We start from the raw sequence: 20591 nt of genomic DNA, 5'->3' as shown, positions 1-20591 counted from the left end.
AAGTGCAGCCCCCATTTTATCCCCAACCAGCCGCGTACAAATGCGCGGGTTTGTCGAACAAGGTAGTTTATAATGTTGGAACCACTCGCATTGATCAATGACCCGGTACTTACTCGCCGGGAAACGGAAATACTGGAATATATCACGCTCGGGCTGTCCGCCAAGGAAGTCGCACTGGAAATCAACATATCACCCCGGACAGTTGAACGACATGTCGAAAATGTCAGGCTGAAACTGCGCGCAAGAAACAGGACCCATATGGTCGCATGTGCCGTCAAGGCAGGGCTATTGAGGGTCAACGAAGCCGGAGTCCGGGGAATTTACAGACTGGCCTCCCGCAATGGGCCGCTGGAACAGATGTAAGATAGCGGCGGCTGTTACGCTTATTTTTTTTAGACGATGCTCCAATATGCACTTTGTTAAATTGTGGGTATGTCGTCCATCTGACCTTCCACTTTAACACTCTTTGCGAGTTTTTCAGCCAAATCACGACTGAGCAGCGCCATGATAGCGTTTTGGAAAGCGGGTGATTTTTCCATCAACCGCATGATTTGAGATGCATCCCACTTTATCAGACGTGCCCCCGGTTCTGCAGTAACGTCAGCCGTTGGTAGACGGCCTAGTACAAAGGCTATTTCTCCGATAAAATTACCCGGGGTGAGTTGAAATTCATTGTCACCCTTTTTGATCACCACGGTCCCGTCGAATATAAAATATAGCTCCGACAAGGGCTCGTTTGCAGCGGCCAGAATGGCAGGTGATCCAGCCGTCTCCCAATGCGCGATTTTGAGCAGCTGGCGAAATTGGCCGGGACTGAAACCGTCAAAGGCCTCGAACAACTCTTTCTCTTCCGATTTAAGCGCAAAAACGGTGCGTTCCATCAATATGCGGAAAAGAATGATCAAATTTGCGGCAACCAATATGCAAGTTGTGACGATGGCATCCCACAACGGAATTTCCGGGAATAAATAATAATAGAGCAGATAAAATGCCGAGCCCGCTAGCACCATAAGACGAAGCTTCAGTTCGTCCCGGATGAGAAAAGCAATGATGTAAAAAAGTGCGCCAAAGTGAATTAGCAGCGCTGTGTTAAAGTCAAAATCCATAGATCATTCGTCACCCAACCGACCCCATCTGAAAATATCGATGCGCTACAATGGTTTGGCGAGCAAGTTGCAAAAAAGCTAGTGATGACTTGGGGGCAGTTTTTCTGATCCTGCAAAAAGACCGCCAATATATATTCAATGTTCGACTTTGTGGGAATCCCGCTTTAAGCCTTCGCGCTTACGCCCTCGTCAGGAAGCATTGTTGCCCATCGCCCATATCATCTTGACCACCGCTATCCTTATTACGCTGGCAACATCGGCTTTTCTGGCGCTGCGTTACCGGAATATCCAACTTTACGGCACGGAACCGAGCAATCTGCTGGCCTTTACCGCGATCCTGTTTACGTCAGGTCTGGACGTCGGATTGATCATGTTTCCGCTTACCGAGTTTCCAGTTTATGCAACCGAAACACCCTACGGTTTTACCAATCCGCTGGCGATCGAATTCGGATTCTGGGCATTTCTGGTCTGGGGATTTTATTTTCTCACAACCTTCTATTTCTGCGTAATCGAGCCACGTCTCAAACTGTTTGAACTGTGGTGGGTGGCGCTGGCCAACAATATTGTCATCGTCGCAACCTGCGCCTTTACGGGGTTTCTTTTCCTGAGTTACCTGCCTGATTATATCGCTGATATTTCGCCGGTTGCGCGCTACTCTTTGGTTGCAGCAGTGGTGCTCGGCGCAGTGTTATCCAGCACCGATATCCGGTATGTCAAATGGCTGAGCTATGGGTCTTTCGCGCTATTCGCGCTGTTGATCCTCGGCCTCATGGCGGCGAATGGAATGGGGGCCGACGATCTTCTTGCGAGCGGCCAAAACCTTGGTGGCTATTTCATCAATATCGACAAATTTGTAAGCCCGCTTACCGACTATCACGCATTCTACCTGTTCTGGTGGTTTGCCTGGAGCATCATGATCGGGCAATTTGTCGCACGGTTCCTCGGCGGGATTAGGCCGCTGCAGCTATTGTTGGCACTTTTGATCTTGCCGTCCATTCCCATTGCCATCTGGTTCTCGGTTCTGTTCCACTATCATACCGAAGAGATTGTCCTGGCAGAATATCTTCAAATTTCGATGGTCGTTGTCGGCATTATTTTCGTGTTGAATTCACTGGATTCCCTGACCCGGCTTTATTCGGAAAACCTCAACCTGACCGTCACGCGTCTGGGCATGCCGCTCTATATTGTGGGTCATTGGGGGCTGCTTTTCGGGCTGATCATGCTTTACCAGTTTACACCGCTGAAAATCGAATGGATCGGCATGGTGGTGATTGCCCTTTACGGCTGTATCTACTTTCTGATCTACCGGCGCCGAGAAGTGCTGCAAAAATTATCGCAAACGGGGCAACCGATTCATGTCCAACAATAAACAGGCTGACTGGGACTATATCATCATCGGCGCCGGTTCGGCAGGCTGCGTTCTGGCGAACCGTTTGACCGCCGACAGCAGAAACAGGGTGCTGCTGCTAGAGGCTGGCGGAAGCGACAAGAATATCCTGGTCCAGATGCCGACCGCCCTGTCCTATCCGATGGCGTCCAAAACCTATAACTGGGGCTATCATAGCGACCCCGAACCAGCACTGGATGGCAGGCAGATAAGTTGTCCGCGCGGCAAGGGGTTGGGCGGGACATCGTCTATCAACGGCATGGTATATGTCCGCGGACACAGCTGCGATTTTGACGAATGGGAACAATCGGGTGCCAAGGGATGGGGCTATGCCGATTGTCTGCCCTATTTCCAGCGTTCCGAAACCTGGCAAGGTGGCGCTGACGACTATCGCGGCGGCAGCGGGCCGTTGGGCGTCGGCGGTGGCAACAATATGTCCGGCAATCCGCTATACCAGAGTTTTATCGATGCTGGTGTTCAAGCCGGATACCCAAAAACCGAAGACTATAATGGCTACCGGCAAGAGGGTTTTGGCGCGATGCATATGACGGTGCGGGGCGGCATCCGGGAATCTACCGCGCGCGCTTATCTGGACCCTGTGAAGAAAAGACCCAATCTGACGGTCTGGACAGGCGCGCTCGTCGATCGCCTGATCATGGAAGGCAAGCACGCCGCCGGTGTGGCGCTGGAACGCAGCGGCGTCACAACGACCGTCTTTGCCGCGAAAGAGATCATACTCGCCGCAGGCTCTATCGCTTCGCCAGCATTGCTCCAGCGTTCTGGTATCGGCGCCAAATCGGTGCTTCAAGATGCCGGGGTGAAGCAGGTGCACGACCTGCCCGGCGTGGGCGAAAATCTGCAGGACCATCTGGAGGTCTATTTCCAGTTTCATTGCAAAGAGCCGGTCAGCCTCAACAATAAGCTGGGTTGGTTCAGCAAGTTGATGATCGGCATCCAGTGGGTTCTGTTCAAATCCGGTCTCGGCGCAACAAATCATTTTGAATCCTGTGCGTTCATCCGATCCGACGCCGGGCGAAAATCACCGGACATCCAATATCATTTCCTGCCAGCCGCCATGCGATATGATGGCACGCCGTCCTTGAAAGGACATGGATTCCAGGTTCATGTCGGCCCCAACAAGCCGAAGAGCAGAGGCCGCGTGCGGATAAAGTCCGCCGACCCATCAGAAGCGCCGAGCATCCTCTATAATTATATGCAGCATCCCGATGACGTGTCGGTCTGGCGCCAGTGCATCCGCCTCACCCGGGAAATCATCTCGCAACCGGCCATGGATGCCTATCGCGGAGATGAGCTACAGCCCGGCACAGACATAGATTCGGACGAGCAAATAGATGCATGGGTGAAAGACAATGTGGAGAGTGCTTATCACCCGTGTGGAACCTGCAAAATGGGATCACCGGATGATCCCTTGGCAGTTGTAGATACCGACTGCAGGGTCATAGGCTTGGACAGCCTGCGCGTTGTTGATGCATCCGTTTTCCCGACCGTCACCAACGGAAATATCAATGCCCCGACCATCATGGTGGCCGAAAGGGCTTCAGATATTATCCTCAGACAGCCGCTGCTCCCACCATCGTCGGCGCCGAGCTGGATCGACGAAAACTGGCAGACCAGACAACGACAGAACCCACCTGGTAACACTTAGTATCGACGCTCACGCTTGGAATTCGGACCGAGCTACCAACCAGAACCCCGTCTTTCCCGCATTTGCCGGCATTTAGAAGATGGGGTTCAACTGCTGTTTGGATCTGCGGCCTTCATGGTCCGCGATCAAACGACTACAAGACTGTGCCACTTCAGCTATTTTTTCATATACCACAAAGCATTCACTATCAGCCATTTCCCATCGAAATTACCCATATGAAAATAGTCGACAAACCAAGGTGTTTCGAGACGAACCGAAGCGGCATTGCCCGTCACATCGAGAATTTTGCAGGTGCGGTTCCATTTTTCGATGGGTGTTTTAAGAGCGCCGCGCTTGGTCAGAGAAACCAGTTCCTCTTTGGTCATCCGCCTCAACCCAAAGCTTTCATAGGGCTGCTTCCCAATCACAGCGCGCTTGGCGAGATCGGGGTGCAGTGAGCGTGCCACGCGCTCGGGATCTCCTTGTAGTTGGCCGTCAACATAGTCGTGACAGGTCGCCTCGATAGCAGCGAGCGTTGCCACATCTGCCACGTTCGGCTGACTTGCAGCTGTAGCTGCGGCGATAATCGGGATGACGTCCATGATCTGACCTTCCTTCTGAAACCGCGTTCACGGTCTCATATCTACGCTTTCTTTTGAAACGCCGGAAATTCTGAGCAAGCGTCATAGTCGGCCTTGACCATGGCATAACGCTGGTCAATCGCTCCAGCAAATTCAGGGTGTGTGAATATATACAGGCGATCAGCTTCGACACATTGCGCGGTCCATTCCGCGACATCGGCGGGATTCAGCCCGCCATCAATCACTGCGGCCATGGCCTGGAATTGCGGATCACTCTCGTCACCTCCACCAGTGGGCTTGTCAAAGGCGCTGCGGTGAATATTGGTTTTGACCCATGCCGGACACAGGATGCTGACGCCGATATTGCTGGGAGCCAACTCCTGCTTCAATGCTTCCGAATAGCCGACAACAGCAAATTTGGTGGCGTTATAGGGTGCCATTCCCGGGGCCGCTCCATGACCCGCCATGGATGCCGTGTTGATGAAATAACCGCCCTCGCCATGACTTTGGATCAGTGGTGTGAAAATTTCCACACCATGCGCAACACCGATCAGGTTGATGTCCACAATCCAGCGCCAGTCTTTCATATCGATTTCGCCGGGAGCACCACCCAAGGCAACGCCGGCGTTGTTGACCACGATATGGACTTTGCCAAACCGATCAACTGTCGCCTGAGCAGCCGCACGAACCTGCGCCTCATCCGCGACATCGCACAGGACCGTATCAACATCAGCGCCGTTCGCGCTGAGCTCAGCAGCCGCCTGATTGAGCTTCTCCTCATCAATATCCGCTAACATGATCTTGACGCCCCGGGCGGCAAACGCATGCGCAATGGCAAGGCCAATGCCGGCCGCTCCACCCGTGATAAAACTAACCATGTCTTTGTCGATTTTCATATTTCTATCCTTTTGCAATCGGCGTTGGGGCTAGCGGCCTTTGACAATATCTCTGGCAAGTGTGCGCACCCGGTTTTCATCGGGAAATTGTTCTTCAATCCATGCGGTCTCGACAGCCCTCAGGCTCTCGGCCACAATCGGCCCGGGCTTGAGACCCATAGCGATCAAATCACCACCGGTAATCGGGAAGACCGGTTTTGACCATTTTTTCAGCTTCGCAAGGCTGGTATCGAGATCACCATCTGCAACGAACAAAAGCGCTATGTCTCGCGCCGCATCCTTACCATAATGGTAGGCGATAGCCGGGATATTTGAAACTGCCGGTTTCAAGGTTCTCAACCGATCGGCCACAGCGCGGCGCAATTTCTTTGAAAATCGAAGGCTAGTGACAATTTCCGCTGTCTTGTCGGCATCTTTGGGAAGCAAGGCGACCAAACGCCGCACTGGGTCCGGCGGGATATCATAAGCTTCCTCGCGCAGAATGAGCACGGCCAGCAAGGGCCCTGCTCCGGGATCGATTTCGTCAACAATATTGGCAAAAACATCCGCCTCGATCATTTCCTGTACAGCATAGACGGGGTCGACCGCACCGAGCAATTTCATCAACTCGTCTGCAACGCGCTCGCGCGATAGTTTCGACAATTCCCGCGCGGCTTTACGGCACGCGTCAAACGTCTCCTTGTCGACATCATGTTGGCCGAACCGGGCGAGAAAGCGGAAATAACGCATGATACGAAGATGGTCTTCAGCGATCCTTTGCTCAGCCGAGCCGATGAAGCGGATATGGCGCTTTTCGAGGTCGGCGAGCCCGCCGAAATAGTCATAAACTTCCAGTGTTTCCGGATCGGCAAACAGCGCATTTATAGTAAAATCCCGGCGCGCGGCATCCTCTTTCCAGTCATCACTAAATGCGACTGTCGCTCTACGTCCGTCGGTCGATACATCGCAGCGCAAAGTGGTAATTTCAACCGGGCCGTCTTCGGTGACGGCCGTGACAGTACCATGTTCGATACCGGTAGGGACAGCAGTGATGTCCGCGTCTTTCAGCCGGGCGATTACGGCATCGGGTCTTAATGTCGTTGCAAGATCAATGTCCTTTGCCGGGATCGACAGCAATGTGTCCCGCACCGCACCACCGACATAGCGCGTGGCACCTTGATGACCATCCAACACCGCAATCAGGTCTTTGAGCGACTGACGTTGATGCCAAGGGGTTTCCGGTAACTTCATGACAGCCAATCCAACCGCTTTGACAAGTTCACCAATATGCCCGCGGTAATTCCCCATATACGGCGGTTTTGCCAGTTAATTTGGTAATATTGACGGCGATCCCCGCGCCATTCTCCGACATGGGTGTTCTGGTTTCGCGGATCGAGGACAAAGTCGAGCGGCGCTTCGAACCAATCATCCACTTCATCCGGGCAGGGAACGAGTGGCAGATCCGGTGGGATCACCCCGATAATGGGTTGGATGTTATAGCCGCTGCCCGAATGATAGCGGTCGGTCGGCCCGATAATATCAACCTTGGCGGGATCAAGCTGCACTTCCTCTTCTGCTTCCCGAAGGGCTGCGTGGACCGCGTCTTTGTCTTCTGGATCAATCTTACCGCCGGGAAAGGCGACCTGCCCCGGATGGTTACGCATATGATCAGGACGTTGGACCAATATGACGCCTGGATCGGGGCGATCGGTAATCGCAATCAGCACAGCAGCGCTTCGCAGGCTATTCAAATCTTTGATGAAATCGCGTTCATCGGACAATGCATAATCTAGATCATTGGCATGACCACTGCGCAAGGCCTGCGAAAGCTTTGTTCTGAGGTCGCTGATGCCGGTCATTCTGGTTTGTCGATCGGGGAAAAGGCACCATTGCTCCACAGGCCGAAAGGGTCGAGATCGTCGGCTAGTGCATATTCAGCCAGCTCATAGTAGACGGGCCGTGCCAGTACGGCCTCGAGCCCGCCGCGGACATGCAAATAGGGTCTCGCCTGCTCGTCTGCAGACGCACAATTATCCGCTGCTGCAATTTTCGGAAAGCTGAGTTTGTGCATTTCATCAGCCATTACCAGATGATCAGTATTCAACCGGAAGGCGAGTTTGCGGTCGACGCCTTCCCCCTGACTTTCAACTTCTACTGCAACGAACGGCGCGTCATCTATTTGAATATGGAGTTTCTGGTAGGGCGTGACCAAAGCGTAGCTACCATCCTTTTCCTGTCGCAAGAGGGTGGAAAAGGCGCGGACCATGGCCGGGCGATTAATCGGTGACCCTTGATGAAACCAGGTGCCATCAACTGCAATACGCATTTCGCTATCGCCGGTTTCCTTCGGCTCCCATTGGTCGACCGGCGGCAATTTCTGCGCTTCTACCAACTCTGCAATGTCACTAAGCGATAGAGAGGCGAGTTCAGGCGGCGGTGCATAGGGCATGCGCTGTGCCTATTGGGAATAAGCGGACGTGTAAAGTATCGCTAATAATCAAAGGCGTTTAGAATCGTTACGCCTATGAATTTTCAGCTTGTCCAGGGACCTAGCTTGCCCTTCTCGGGCAAAACGGCATCTTTGGGTGCGCGCACCAGCAAGCGTTCCGGCTCCCATGGACCAGGTAATGTCCAGCCGCCGGTCCGCTCTGGCGAGAAACCGAAGAAGCGGTCATAATAGGCAGGGTCACCGATCATCACGAGCGGCAGGCCCTCGTTGTCCTGTAATTCTTTCAACATGCCTTTCATTAGGGCCTGACCCACGCCCTGTTGCTGGCAATCAGGATAAACCGCTACTGGCCCCACCATGATCATGGGATGCTTTTTACCTTGCGGGTCGGTTAGTCCAACAGGCCAGCATTGCAGCGAGCCGAGCAGTTCGTTCTCCGCCATATCAACCGCAGCGACGCTAAGCCCATCGAGCATATCCATGCCTTCCCGAACTTTATAGGCGGTTCGCTGCGTGCGTTTTTGGCCGAAAGCAGCATCGAGCAGATCCTCAACCAGCGCGGGGTCAATTTCAGCGAGAGGCATTATAGTCGTCAAATCACCGGTCCAATTTTCGGAAGAAACTTAGAGAAATGCGCCTCTAACGCTATTGAACACCGCTGTCGAGCAAGAGATTGGTCTAAACCAAACTGGTTGTGCAGTGTTGATTGCACTATCGCTTTACCGCGTCTAAAAGACCGTAATCAAAGGAGTTATGCCCGTGAATAGTCAACAGGATCAGCAACCACAGACCGATCAACCGGCCGTCGATACCAGTGGAGCCGCGACCGGGAAGCTGGCACAATTGCGTAGCGATCCGAAAGGCTGGATTGTGTTCATATTGGCGGTAGCTGCCGTAATCATGTTCTTTGGTTCGGCGTTCGGATCGGGCATTGGACTATGGGGTTGGCAAGCCGGGCTGGGAATTTTGCCATGGACCGGTCTGTTGGCTTTGATTGCTCTGCTTGTTGCCATCGTCGGGATTATTCTTGATCGCCGGAAAGATCGTAAGACGCGCTGGCCTTTGCTCGGCATTGGAACTTTGGTTTCACTGGGATTTATCGGCTATTTGGCCAGCTATGCGATGACATTGGCGTCTCTTCCGGCGATCCATGACATCACCACCGATCTGGCGGACCCGCCACAATTCTCCGCCTTAACCCTACGCGCCGACAATTGGGACAATATCCCGGGTGCCGATGATAGCGCCATGCGCGGGATGAACCCCCGTCAACGCTGGGCGACCCTGCATCAGGGTGCTTATCCGGATATTCGCTCTGTTCGCATCGACCAACCAGTCGCTGAAGTTATTGAAAAAGCTAAGCGTTTGGCGGAAGATCGTGGATGGGATGTCGCCAATGTCGACCCTGCATCCGGTCATTTGGAAGCGACAGCCACGATTTCCCTGTTCCGTTTCAAAGATGACGTGGTCATCCGTGCTCGCGCAGCAGAAAACGGCCAGGCCAGCATTATCGACATGCGGTCGGTATCACGGGTCGGCATTCATGACCTTGGCGCCAATGCCAAACGGGTGCGTCAGTTCCTGAGCGATTTATCGGGCACAACGACCACTGCTTCTTGAAACGATGCTATTGGGGCGGCGTGAGCTTTAACAACCGCCCGTCTTCGCCATCTTCCAGTACCCATAGAGCGCCTTCGGGTCCCTGTTCAACTTCACGGATACGTGTGTCCATGGCATAGCGTTCCGCTTCCTGCGCCGTTTCGCCATCAAAGGATACGCGAATAATCGCTTCGCTTGCCAGACCGCCGATAAAAGCACTGCCTTTCCATGCAGGGAAAAGGTCATCTGAATAGAATATCATTCCAGATGGCGCGATGGTCGGGACCCAGGCCACTTTTGGTGCAGCGAATTCGGGGCGTGTATCATGGTTTGGGATTTTTTTCCCATCATAATGATCGCCCTCCGAAACAATCGGATAACCATAATTGGCTTTTGGCTGGACCAGATTCAGCTCATCACCATCTTTCGGCCCCATTTCCTGGTTCCACAGCCTGCCCTCACTATCAAAAGCCATGCCGAGAATGTTGCGGTGACCCAGGGACCAGATTTCTGGCAGCGCGCCGTCCTGACCAACAAATGGATTGTCTTCTGGCACACTGCCATCCGGGTAAAGCCGGATGATCTTGCCCAGATTGCCGGTCATATCCTGCGACGGATCAAATTTCTGCCGCTCACCGGACCCGATAAACAGATATTTGCCATCGGGTGAAAACACCATGCGGTGAGAATAATGGCCTCGCCCCGTGGTTTTCGGGTTTTGGGTCCAGATTGTTTTCAGTTCTTTCAAATCCGGTTGAGTGCCCTGAAGATCAAGTTGGGCGTGCGCGATAACCGCGCCGCGCGTGTCATCGTCTCCGGCTTCAACCCAGCTGAGATAAACCCGTCCGCTGGTCTCAAAATCAGGTGCGAGAATGACATCGCCAAAACCGCCCTGACCGCCATAATCAACCTCGGGCACATTTGCGATTTCGGTTTTTGCGCCCTTCTGGTCTACGAGCAAAAGCTTGCCCTTCTTCTCCGTGATCAGCATCCGGCCATCGGGCAGGAAGGTCATTGCCCAAGGCTCGTCAAAACTGGCGATCTCGTTTTTTTCAAAAGGCTTGCGGTCCACCGGAGAGATGTCAGTTGAAGCTTGAGCCTCTTCTGAACCACCCTGACTAGCCTGTGCATCGTCGCCGTTGCTGCAGGCGATAAGAACGATAGATAATCCGGTTGCAAGTGTAAGATTTCTCATTTTTGTTCCCATGATCATTTTCTATGTGGATCCAGTAAGTTGCCTATGGCTGATTTTGTGAAAATATAGCGGATTACAATAGCAATTCCTAGAATAATCGGGCGTCAAAAGCCGACGTTCACTCGTTACTTACCATTTCCGGTTAAAGCACTGAGCCATGTTCGCACGAAAATCAGACAGGCCTGATCCGCGCCCGCCATCTGCGGTATCCAGCGGTGTGGGTATTGCCGGACTGATCGGATTATTCTCGTGGGTTATGATAGCGCGACAATATGGCATGGATGGCCCATATTCCGCGCTTGTTGCCTGCCTAGCCTGTGCCGTGCCCATGGTAATCTGGTCGTTGCTCTACGACAAAGTACATCTGCGCGCGTCAACCGGCATTGATTGGAAAAACCCCAAACCGCTCAAACAGACATTTGATATTAGCGTCGCCAAGCTGGCCGGTCTGTGGGCGACATGGGCCATTATAGCTTTTATCTACTGCGTGGGACGCTGGTATTGGACCGGGCAGTATCAGTTTTCGATGGAAATGATGGAGACGGCAGCTCCCTTTTTGCTTGGCCTGTCCATTCCTTATGTCATGTGGATGGACCGCAGGTTTGTCGAACCCCGTGATGGTGCCTGGCATTTCGGTCAATTTCTGATGGGGGCACGGGGCGAATATGACCGTGAGCAGATCGATCATCATCTACGAGCTTGGGCGGTCAAAGGCTTTTTCCTGGCCTTTATGATCTCCATCGTGCCAGGCGGATTTGGCGATATTGTCCGCCTCGACCTATCACAGATTATCAATGACCCTGTCGCTATCGCCCATTGGTTGATTATTGCCATGTTTGTCGTCGACGTGCAGTTTGCGACCGTCGGTTATTTGCTGACCATGAAGCCGCTGGATGCGCATATCCGGACGGCCAACCCCTATCTTGCCGGTTGGGTGGCAGCGTTGATTTGCTATCCGCCGTTCATATTGATGGATGGTCCGCTAAACTATCATGTCAACACGGCGGATTGGGCTTATTGGCTGCAAGGGCATCAGACGATTTTGGCAATCTGGGGTGGAATTCTGGTCCTATTGACTGCAATCTACGCTTGGGCGACTGTTGCCTTTGGTCTGCGCTTTTCGAACCTTACGCATCGGGGCATACTGACCCATGGACCGTATCGCTTTACCAAGCATCCCGCCTATGTGGCGAAAAACCTGTATTGGTGGCTGGCGACCATGCCGTTTCTGGTGACGTCGGGCAGCTTCATCGATATGGTGCGCAACACCGCCATCATTGCGGTGGTCAGCGGCGTATATTACTGGCGAGCGAAGACAGAAGAAAAACACCTGCTCAGCGATCCCGCCTATAAGGCATATGCAGAATGGATGGACCGCAACGCCCCGATCCCGCGCGCTATTAACTGGGCCAAGGTGAAAGTCGGCTGGTGGCCATCAGCTGACAAACCGGAACCGGAAATTCAGCCTGCTGAATAGAAAAACCATTGGGGCTTTCAAAAGCCCGAATACGGACATAAACTGGCCGGATGACAGTGATTGGTACCGATGGAAAACGCCGCTGCTTTGGCGGACAGGCAGGTAAAGAATTTTACGGGGTTTATCATGACGAGGAATGGGGCGTTCCAGAGCATGATGACCAAAAACTGTTCGAGAACCTGATACTGGAGGGCGCGCAAGCAGGGCTAAGCTGGGAAACGGTACTCCGGAAACGGGAAGGTTATCGCCGCGCCTTTCACGGCTTTGATATCGCACGTGTGGCGGCCATGACCGACGGCGAACTGGAGGCGTTGCGAGAGGATGAAGGGATCATCCGTAACAAGCTGAAAATCTACTCCACCCGCAAAAATGCGCGGGTCTTTCTCGATATGCAGAAGGAGTTTGGTAGCTTTGACAATTGGCTTTGGGCCCATGTGGATGGCTCGCCCATCACCAACCGGCCTGTCGATATGTCGGAAATGCTGGCGACGTCCCCGATTAGCGATATCATCTCCAAATATCTCAAAAAGCGTGGAATGAGTTTCGTTGGCAGCACAATCATTTATGCCTATATGCAGGCAATCGGGATGGTTGATGATCATATGGCGGATTGCTGGCAGGCATAGTCGCCATTCATATAGGAATGATCAATATGAAAGAGCGTTTCGAACGTCACAAACAGCCTTGGAACAGCGAAGAAATTCAAAAGCTCCATGCTTTTGCCAAAAAGGGCATGACCCTGAAAGCAATCTCCAAGGCGCTCACCCGCAGCGAAGAATCAATCAAAAAGCGCGCGAAAGCCGATAAGCTCAAGATAGCGAAGAAGCGTTAGTCGCTCAGTCGACAATCTGTAAATCTATGTAAAATAGGCAAAATAGTAAAATATTTACAGTTTTCCGCTACCCCGCGTGACGTGGGGATTTAATGACGACGAAAAACAAGACAAGCGACCTGGGGGATTCCGATCAGGATTTGATATTGCGCGAGCAGCTTGCCGAACATGGCAAGTCCATTCGTGTGACAGTGTTTGCCAACATCATAAACGCCGCGATTTTATCGTTCCTGTTCTTTGATCAGGCCCCCATGGCCATGCATCTGCTGTGGTATGGCATGTTTGCCTATCTTTCCGTCAGGCGCTTGCAACTGGCTGAGCGGGCCAAAGCTCAGGATTTGCCTCGCGGTGAAATGCTGAAACTCAAAAAGCACATCATATTTAACGCAGCTGGCTATGCCCATATGTGGGGTGCAGGGGTTGCTTGTCTTCTACCGGTGGCGACACCTGCTCAACTGATGCTTCTGGCAATTATCGGTGCTGGCAAAATGAGCACTGCAGTTGTGTCATATCGACATATTCCGGAGGCCTCACGTGCATGGACCCTGATCATCTATGTTGGACTGACGGCCGGACTGCTTTATCTCGGTGGGATAGAGAGCTATCTTGCCATCGCTTTGCTGACGATGTTTGCAGCGGTATTATATGTAAATTGCGGCAATATATTCGACAATTTTGCCAAACAGCTTTTGGCCGGTCAGGAAATCCGGCAATCGGCTGAAACAGTAAAATTGCTGCTAAACGACTTTGAAGAACAGGCTTCCAACTGGTTATTCTCCCTGGACAAAGAGGGTCAGCTTGTTGACGTCTGCGACCGCTTCGCCGAGGCTTTTCGTCGGCCCAAACAGGTAATGAACGGGATGAAGCTTGTTTCCCTGCTGGACGATGAAGAGCATCGCGAACTGCTTGCTGATCATATCGCCAATGGGCGGTCCTTTCGGGACTTGACCGTCCCGGTTGAAGTGGAAGGTGAACTGCAATGGTGGACCGTCAGTGCGCGGGCTAACGAAGGCGTTCCTGATTCTGAAAACATCGCGATGAGAGGTGTTATTGAAGACATTACAGCCCAAAAAAATGCAGAAGCCAAAGTCAGTTACATGGCGCATTTCGACGGCCTGACCGATTTACCCAACCGGCGTTTGTTTACCGAAACGCTCAATCGCACGATCCATCGAGCCAAGTCTGGCGATGACGTGGCTTTGATCTTCTTTGATTTGGACCATTTCAAAACGATCAATGATACCCTGGGGCATCCGATTGGCGACAGGTTGCTGCAAATGATTTCACGGCGGCTCGAAAAGCTGTCGAGACCAGGAGATCTGCTTGCCCGAATTGGCGGCGACGAGTTTGCTCTTCTGTTGAAAGGTGAAAGAGCCAAGGATGCACGGGGTGTCGCGGATCAGATTGTCGAGCAAATTGGGTGCCCGTTCATGGTCGATGACCATAATGTAATATCGGGAGTCAGCGTCGGCGTGGCCGAATGGCATTCTGATATGGACGATGCAAACCAGCTTTTGAAATATGCCGATCTTGCACTTTACTCGGCAAAAGGGGCCGGCAGAAACCGGGTTGCTAGTTTTGAAGAGGGTATGGATGTTGCCGCTCAGGCACGACGTAACCTGGAGCTCGATTTGCGGGCATCACTGGGCCGTGATGAAATGCGCTTGCACTACCAGCCGCTGGTGGAGTTAAAGACGCAAAAGAGGACCGGCTATGAAGCGCTGCTGCGATGGGAACATCCGGAGCGCGGCGTTGTCATGCCGGATGATTTCATCACCGTGGCCGAAGAAACTGGCATGATCGTGCAGTTGGGGGAATGGGTCATTCGCAAAGCGCTAGATGATGCTGCGGCCTGGGATGACCACCTGACGATCGCAATAAACCTCTCTCCCACCCAAATGCGCAGTGCCAACCTGGTATCAACGATTGTCAATGCCCTCGCGCATTCCGGAGTCGACCCCCGCCGGCTGGAACTGGAGATAACCGAGAGCATATTGATGCAAGATAGCGATGCCAATATCCGTACCTTGCATACGCTTCGTGATCTGGGCATCCGGATATCGTTGGATGACTTCGGGACGGGATATAGCTCGCTGAATTATCTGCGCAGTTTCCCGTTCGACAAGATCAAGATTGATCGTTGTTTTGTCAGTGAAATCGATACACGCGAAGATTGCAGGGCAATTATCCGGTCCGTTATCAACCTTGCGCAGAATCTCGGCATGACAACCACGGCCGAAGGTGTGGAGCGCGAAGATCAGGTCGAGGAATTGCGACTGGAAGGCTGTGATCAGGTGCAGGGCTTTTTATACGGAAAAGCCGAAGCCTTGGAAGAATGCACCGATCTGCGTCTTACCGATCAGTTTGTTCCCAATGTGGAAACAATCTATTTGCCAGCAACTGATGCGCCGATACCAGCGGGCCAAAAGCGTAAAAAAGCCTGATATCCAAGCGCTACAACCGCAATATACCAAGTTCCAGGGCGCGGATGGAGGCACTGATTCTGTCGCTGGCATCCAGTTTTGCAAAGACCCGGCGGACATATGTATCAGCGGTTGATCCTCCTATATCCAAGTCCGCTGCTATCGCTTTATTCGAATGACCATGTGCGATCAGCCGGATGACTTGCGTTTCTCTTTGTGACAAGTGCACCTGCGGTTCATATTGCTTGTCCAGAATATTGCATATTCTGACATGCGCAGCGCTGGCGATCGCAGCTACCGTCGCTATAGTAGCTTCATCATACGTAAGTTGAACAGGATCAAACGTAAACGCCGAATAAGCATGACGCCCTTTTGGGCCATATAAGGGAATACCTATCCCCTGATCCAGGTCATGTGCCTTAAGTAGATTGACGAACCTTTCCTCATTTTCATTCAGTCGCCGCAAGGCAAGGGCATCGTTCCACAACATGGGTCCGCCATGCTGCATGACTATGTCCGGAATCGGGTCATGTTTTCGAAAACCTGGTTCTTCATATAACCCAAGCCATTCTCTCGAAAAGCCATAGGTTGCCAGTTGAACCATATGATCTGTTTGCGATTTTAATTTTGGGGTAAAATGATAGCTGGTCCGGTTGGCACCAAGATTTACAACGGCTATTCGAACAAGCTCCAGTATATCTGCGAGAGAGGATAGCGAAGCGATCCTCTGAAAAAGTTCGCCGATATGTAAGTTCTGGTTCTCCGTAGCCATGGCCCCTGCTACTTGCGTTGTGGCTTTTCGGCATCAAGCCTAGGCCAATTTACAAAATTTTTCAACTTGTCCCCTGTTTGCGTGACAACATCACTTGGCCTTGTCTCTATTTGGCCTTTCGCTGACGTGACTTGGTAAAAGTTAAAGTCCCCCCTGCATTATCGGAGATACGTGATGGATCAAACGCGCGATCAAATCTTGTTACTGGAAGACATCCAGCAAAGACTGGAGCGGCTGGAAAACCAACAATGGGAGCAGGCGATCGGAAAGATTGATCTTGGCCAATTTGCCATCGATCTTAGAAGAGCACGAGTTGGCGTTTTTCCTGATGAATATTGTACAGGCAATATCTGGGATGTTTTGCTTGAGCTCTACGAAGCCAAGCGATCTGGCGCGAAGCTGCGACTGTCCGAAATTTCGGAAAAAGCAAAAATATCAGAAAAACTGGTGCTTCGTTACATCGATCTCCTGTCCGCGGATGGGTTTTTATATCACGAACAGCATATAGGTGATGAGCCGTACATATTGCTGACCGACAAAGCCATGACGAAGATAGCTCAACTGTTTGAATATATTCGAGTAGGAATGGATAAGCCAGTGGGTTTGAGGGGCATCGCAGACAATGATATGACAGTATCGAATAAGGTATCTGCTGGGCTTGGTTGATCTGCCCTTGAAGTAGGTGGGACCACGTAAAGCCTGTTACATTCTTAGCGCTCCCCGCAATCACAATCTTGACGCGGCGGCTGGTTGGCAGCATGGCCATCTTATGCGATTTTTCTCCGATAATGCTGCTTCCGTTCACCCCAAGGTGATGGAAGCTTTGGCGGAAGCCAACCATCAGGATACCGCCTATGATGGCGATGCTTTGAGCGCGCAGTTGAATGGCGCCTTTTCCAAGCTGTTTGAAACCAACGTCGAGGTTTTGTGGGTGGCAACGGGAACAGCCGCCAACTCGCTGGCTTTGGCGGCACTGTGCCAACCCCATCAGGGGGTAATCTGCCACCGCGAAGCGCATATCGAACAGGATGAAGCGGGGGCGCCCGGTTTCTATACTGGCGGGGCGAAGCTGATGCTGGTGGATGGCGAAGGTGCCAAAGTTGCCGCGCAAACCATAGATCAGCACTGCGCCGCAATCCGCGACGATGTACACCAGGTGCAGCCCGCCGCGGTATCGCTGACCAATGCCTCGGAATATGGTCTGGTTTACAGGCCGGACGAAGTTTCAGCTGTTGCGGAAGTTTGCAAACAGCGGAAACTTGGTTTGCATATGGATGGCGCGCGCTTTGCCAATGCGATTGCAACTCTCGGCTGTCACCCGGCCGATATCACATGGAAAGCCGGCGTTGATGCGCTTAGCTTCGGCTTTGTCAAAAATGGCGGCATGGGCGCAGAGGCGCTCGTCTTTTTCGACACGGAACTGGCCCGCGAAACCCATTACCGCCGCAAGCGTGGTGGGCATCTACAGTCCAAGGGACGTTATCTTGCCGCCCAGATACTGGCGATGCTGAATGATGACCTGTGGCTGGATAATTCGCGCGCAGCCAATACCGGGGCGCAGATCATTGCCGAGGCGGCCAGCAACCGGTTAATTCATCCCGTCGAAGCAAACGAGATATTCATCAGATTATCCGCCAGCGAAGCGGAAAGCCTGCGCGCCGCCGGATTTGATTTCTATGACTGGGGCGAAGGCCAGGCCCGGCTGGTCACGAGCTGGAACCAGAGCACGGAGGACATCCGCCCGTTGGCCGAGGCGATCCAGGCCCTATGACACCGTCGGATAACGGCGAAACCAGTTTACTTACGCCGCGCATATTGGTCCCGTTTTTACTGGTTTCCCTGATCTGGGGCTCGACCTGGCTGGTGATCAAGGACCAGATTTCCGACGTCCCGCCAAGCTGGTCGGTCAGCTACCGGTTCATGATCGCAGCCGCTGCGATGTTCGTGCTGGTTGGCTTCAAACGCTTGCCATTCCGTTTGGGCATGAAGGGGCAGTTCTGGGCCGTCTTGATCGGCATTGCCCAATTCTCGTTCAACTTCAACTTCGTCTATAATGCCGAGCTATACATTACCTCCGGCCTGGTTGCAGTCTTGTTTGCTCTGTTGATGGTACCCAATGCGATATTGGGCCGGATCTTTCTGGGCCAACGGATAAACGCTGCTTTTTTGGCCGGCTCCGCCATCGCAGCCGTCGGCATCGCGCTGCTTTTCTGGCACGAATATAAAAGCTCGCCGGCGACACTGGCTGATGTGATATTGGGAGTAGCGTTGACTGTGGGGGGTATTTTATCTGCGTCGGTCGCCAATGTGATGCAGGCCTTGCCGCGGCTGAAAAGCTATCCGATCCTGACGCTTTTGGCATGGGCGATGTTCTGGGGTGCGGCGATCAATATATTACTGTCATGGATCACTGTCGGCCCGCCCGTGATCGAAATGCGCGCCGCCTATCTTGGCGGTATCGTCTATCTCGCCATTGTCGGTTCGGTAATCACCTTTCCGCTCTATTTTGTGCTCCTGCGCGAAATCGGAGCCGGAAAAGCGGCCTATTCCAGCGTGCTGGTGCCAGTCGTCGCGATGATCCTTTCAACGCTGTTCGAAGGTTATGTCTGGACCTTTTTGCCAGCCGCCGGCGCACTGCTTGCCATGGCCGGACTGCTGGTCGCATTGCGAGCGCGCAAGCCGAAGGTGGAATGACGCTCGATTGGGCGGGTTGGATTACGGCGCGGCTCCACCGGACGGTACAGTGCGTATTTATGGTATCCGCATTATCCCGAAAGCGGACGTTGGTTGCCTGGTAATCCCCTAAAACAATCTGGGTCCGGCAAAATCTTGCCGGGTTGAACTAATTTTTGCCGTTTTCGGAAGTTGACCCAACACCCGCGAACATTCGAATATCCCGATATTCCCAAAATACAGTCACTTAAGCAGAATTGCAAAGCGGTTGGCATATAGTTTGCTCTGCTTTCACAAGCGATGTGCGTGCCTTCGGAACAAAGACGGCGGGTCGTTGGGTCTGATTGCTTCGGCAGGAGCGTTCAAGAGAAGGGAAAGCGATGTTGGAACATGTGGTGACAAAGGAAAGGAAAGTCATATTATTTTACCTGCCCGTCGTAACCCCATGGTGGTTCGAAAATATTGTTGTCCATTTGATCAGAGCCATTGCCCGGGATCATGACGTTCATGTGCTGGTGTCGCCACTATGGCAGAATACTGGCATCGGTGAAGAACAAATCCATTTGATTGGCGATCTAGATCATGTCCGCTGGTATGTTCTGGATGGCCCGGATCATCCCCTGTTACGCACCGACGCCAACGGAGAAGATGATCTTTTTGCGTTGGTTGATGACATTGATCCAGATCTTGTTTTGTGTCGCAGCGCCGATATTGGTACACCCAGGCGATTTCCAGGCATTGTGCGCTATATTATGGAAGGCGCTGCACCGCCTTTCCGGACAGGAAGCAACTGGATATCTTTGCCCCCGTCGCTGTTCGATCATGGCCTGATGCCCTCTTTTTCATCTGAACAGGCCGACGAGCTTGACCGGCTTGCTGAACCTTTGTGGGAACAAATGCTTGCAGATATGGCGCTTTCGACTCGTGCAGAGTTTCTGACAAAAACGGGTTTGCCAAACGACAAAATCATTATCGGCTTGCCACTGGAATATGAGCACGAAGAGAATTTCTTCGGGCAACACCATCGCTATTCAAACAATGCTGAGATGATCTTGGAACTCGCATCGGTATTGGGCGATGATGTTATCCTCGCCGTAACCAACCATCCTTTAAATGAACTATATGGCGACAACCGTGCGGTTGATGCCGCCATATCGGCCAGACATGGTCAGGTCGTAATGCTCCGCAGTAACGAGGAGGCCGGTCATACCACATTGGCTTTGAGTCAACATTGTGACGGTATGATTGTTGGTAATTCCAAAAGCTGGTCTGCATGCGCCGCACTTGGAACACCAATTTTGCGACTGTCCGATTTTGCGACGGGTGACTGGCTTCAGGCTTACAAAGATTTACCCACATTTCTTGCCGATATTGCTAGCGGTACGGCTAGGCGGGCAGACCCTGCTTTGGCACGCCGCTGGTTTGCCTTCCATCTTGCCAATAGCGTGTTTGATCCCACCGATCCTACCCTTGATGCCAGTGATATTGTTTCTCGCATGATCCAGCCGGTTGATCCAGATCGCTGGGGCCATGCCATAACCCGCTATCTCGATCAGCCATTGGAGAAAGCTGCATGA

General features: G+C 52.6%; 21 protein-coding genes. 12 read left to right on the top strand and 9 right to left on the bottom strand.

Going from position 1 to position 20591, the window contains the following annotated elements:
* Positions 1–72: 72 nt before the first annotated feature.
* Positions 73–363 (top strand): response regulator transcription factor, encoded by a 291-nt coding sequence (locus DK507_RS04325; RefSeq protein ID WP_109355115.1) that lies wholly within the window; start codon positions 73–75, stop codon positions 361–363.
* Between the two features lie 56 nt (positions 364–419).
* Here DK507_RS04325 and DK507_RS04320 read toward each other — a convergent pair whose 3' ends face one another.
* On the bottom strand, positions 420–1106 hold the full coding sequence (locus DK507_RS04320; RefSeq protein ID WP_109355114.1) for a Crp/Fnr family transcriptional regulator: 687 nt from the start codon (positions 1104–1106) through the stop codon (positions 420–422).
* 202 nt (positions 1107–1308) lie between these two features.
* On the opposite strand from DK507_RS04320, the gene DK507_RS04315 reads away from it, so the two are divergent.
* Together DK507_RS04315 and betA are read left to right on the top strand one after the other, a co-directional pair.
* The gene (locus DK507_RS04315; RefSeq protein WP_216822330.1) at positions 1309–2475 is read left to right on the top strand and encodes a BCCT family transporter; all 1167 of its coding nucleotides are present in this window, start codon (positions 1309–1311) and stop codon (positions 2473–2475) included.
* On the top strand, positions 2462–4159 hold the full coding sequence (betA, locus tag DK507_RS04310; RefSeq protein WP_109355113.1) for a choline dehydrogenase: 1698 nt from the start codon (positions 2462–2464) through the stop codon (positions 4157–4159). Before DK507_RS04315 ends, betA begins: the two co-directional genes overlap by 14 nt.
* A gap of 155 nt (positions 4160–4314) precedes the next feature.
* Here the strand turns inward: betA and DK507_RS04305 are convergent, their stop codons facing one another.
* The 6 genes from DK507_RS04305 to DK507_RS04280 form a co-directional block, all read right to left on the bottom strand.
* On the bottom strand, positions 4315–4740 hold the full coding sequence (locus DK507_RS04305) for a nuclear transport factor 2 family protein (RefSeq protein ID WP_109355111.1): 426 nt from the start codon (positions 4738–4740) through the stop codon (positions 4315–4317).
* A 41-nt stretch (positions 4741–4781) separates the two neighbouring features.
* Positions 4782–5615: an SDR family NAD(P)-dependent oxidoreductase gene (locus DK507_RS04300; RefSeq protein WP_109355109.1), complete on the bottom strand. Its 834-nt coding sequence runs from the start codon at positions 5613–5615 to the stop codon at positions 4782–4784.
* A gap of 30 nt (positions 5616–5645) precedes the next feature.
* Positions 5646–6845: a CCA tRNA nucleotidyltransferase gene (locus DK507_RS04295; RefSeq protein ID WP_109355106.1), complete on the bottom strand. Its 1200-nt coding sequence runs from the start codon at positions 6843–6845 to the stop codon at positions 5646–5648.
* Complete coding sequence (locus tag DK507_RS04290) at positions 6842–7453, bottom strand: CoA pyrophosphatase (protein ID WP_109355104.1); 612 nt, start codon at positions 7451–7453, stop codon at positions 6842–6844. Before DK507_RS04290 ends, DK507_RS04295 begins: the two co-directional genes overlap by 4 nt.
* A complete protein-coding gene (locus tag DK507_RS04285; protein ID WP_109355103.1) occupies positions 7450–8043 on the bottom strand; it encodes a DUF1285 domain-containing protein in 594 nt (197 codons plus the stop codon). The genes DK507_RS04290 and DK507_RS04285 overlap by 4 nt, the downstream gene beginning before the upstream one ends.
* Before the next feature lie 83 nt (positions 8044–8126).
* Positions 8127–8639, bottom strand: coding sequence for a GNAT family N-acetyltransferase (locus tag DK507_RS04280; protein ID WP_109355102.1), 513 nt, complete (start codon positions 8637–8639; stop codon positions 8127–8129).
* A 163-nt stretch (positions 8640–8802) separates the two neighbouring features.
* Here DK507_RS04280 and DK507_RS04275 point away from each other — a divergent pair, with 163 nt between their 5' ends.
* Positions 8803–9663 (top strand): DUF1499 domain-containing protein, encoded by an 861-nt coding sequence (locus DK507_RS04275; protein ID WP_162558892.1) that lies wholly within the window; start codon positions 8803–8805, stop codon positions 9661–9663.
* Between the two features lie 7 nt (positions 9664–9670).
* Here the strand turns inward: DK507_RS04275 and DK507_RS04270 are convergent, their stop codons facing one another.
* Entirely contained in the window at positions 9671–10837 is a 1167-nt protein-coding gene (locus DK507_RS04270) for a PQQ-dependent sugar dehydrogenase (protein WP_109355516.1), read from the bottom strand.
* Positions 10838–10994: 157 nt separating this feature from the next.
* Between DK507_RS04270 and DK507_RS04265 the strand changes: the two genes are divergently transcribed.
* The 4 genes from DK507_RS04265 (at position 10995) to DK507_RS04250 (ending at position 15590) form a co-directional block, all read left to right on the top strand.
* The gene (locus DK507_RS04265) at positions 10995–12314 is read left to right on the top strand and encodes an isoprenylcysteine carboxylmethyltransferase family protein (RefSeq protein WP_109355100.1); all 1320 of its coding nucleotides are present in this window, start codon (positions 10995–10997) and stop codon (positions 12312–12314) included.
* Positions 12315–12364: 50 nt separating this feature from the next.
* Positions 12365–12940, top strand: coding sequence for a DNA-3-methyladenine glycosylase I (locus DK507_RS04260; RefSeq protein ID WP_109355098.1), 576 nt, complete (start codon positions 12365–12367; stop codon positions 12938–12940).
* Positions 12941–12966: 26 nt separating this feature from the next.
* Complete coding sequence (locus DK507_RS04255; protein ID WP_109355097.1) at positions 12967–13146, top strand: hypothetical protein; 180 nt, start codon at positions 12967–12969, stop codon at positions 13144–13146.
* A gap of 92 nt (positions 13147–13238) precedes the next feature.
* Positions 13239–15590 (top strand): bifunctional diguanylate cyclase/phosphodiesterase, encoded by a 2352-nt coding sequence (locus tag DK507_RS04250; RefSeq protein ID WP_109355092.1) that lies wholly within the window; start codon positions 13239–13241, stop codon positions 15588–15590.
* Between the two features lie 10 nt (positions 15591–15600).
* Here the strand turns inward: DK507_RS04250 and DK507_RS04245 are convergent, their stop codons facing one another.
* Positions 15601–16341: an autoinducer binding domain-containing protein gene (locus DK507_RS04245; protein WP_109355091.1), complete on the bottom strand. Its 741-nt coding sequence runs from the start codon at positions 16339–16341 to the stop codon at positions 15601–15603.
* Between the two features lie 174 nt (positions 16342–16515).
* Between DK507_RS04245 and DK507_RS04240 the strand changes: the two genes are divergently transcribed.
* The 4 genes from DK507_RS04240 (at position 16516) to DK507_RS04225 (ending at position 20591) form a co-directional block, all read left to right on the top strand.
* On the top strand, positions 16516–17007 hold the full coding sequence (locus tag DK507_RS04240) for a hypothetical protein (RefSeq protein ID WP_109355089.1): 492 nt from the start codon (positions 16516–16518) through the stop codon (positions 17005–17007).
* A gap of 103 nt (positions 17008–17110) precedes the next feature.
* Positions 17111–18112 carry a low specificity L-threonine aldolase gene (locus DK507_RS04235; protein WP_109355088.1) on the top strand — a complete coding sequence of 334 codons (1002 nt, stop codon included), beginning with the start codon at positions 17111–17113 and terminating at the stop codon, positions 18110–18112.
* On the top strand, positions 18109–19035 hold the full coding sequence (locus DK507_RS04230) for a DMT family transporter (protein ID WP_109355087.1): 927 nt from the start codon (positions 18109–18111) through the stop codon (positions 19033–19035). The genes DK507_RS04235 and DK507_RS04230 overlap by 4 nt, the downstream gene beginning before the upstream one ends.
* 359 nt (positions 19036–19394) lie before the next feature.
* Positions 19395–20591, top strand: coding sequence for a hypothetical protein (locus tag DK507_RS04225; RefSeq protein WP_109355086.1), 1197 nt, complete (start codon positions 19395–19397; stop codon positions 20589–20591).

This window comes from Sphingorhabdus sp. EL138 (assembly GCF_900258045.1).
GTDB lineage: Bacteria > Pseudomonadota > Alphaproteobacteria > Sphingomonadales > Sphingomonadaceae > Parasphingorhabdus.
This window is presented reverse-complemented; position numbering and strand designations above follow the sequence as displayed.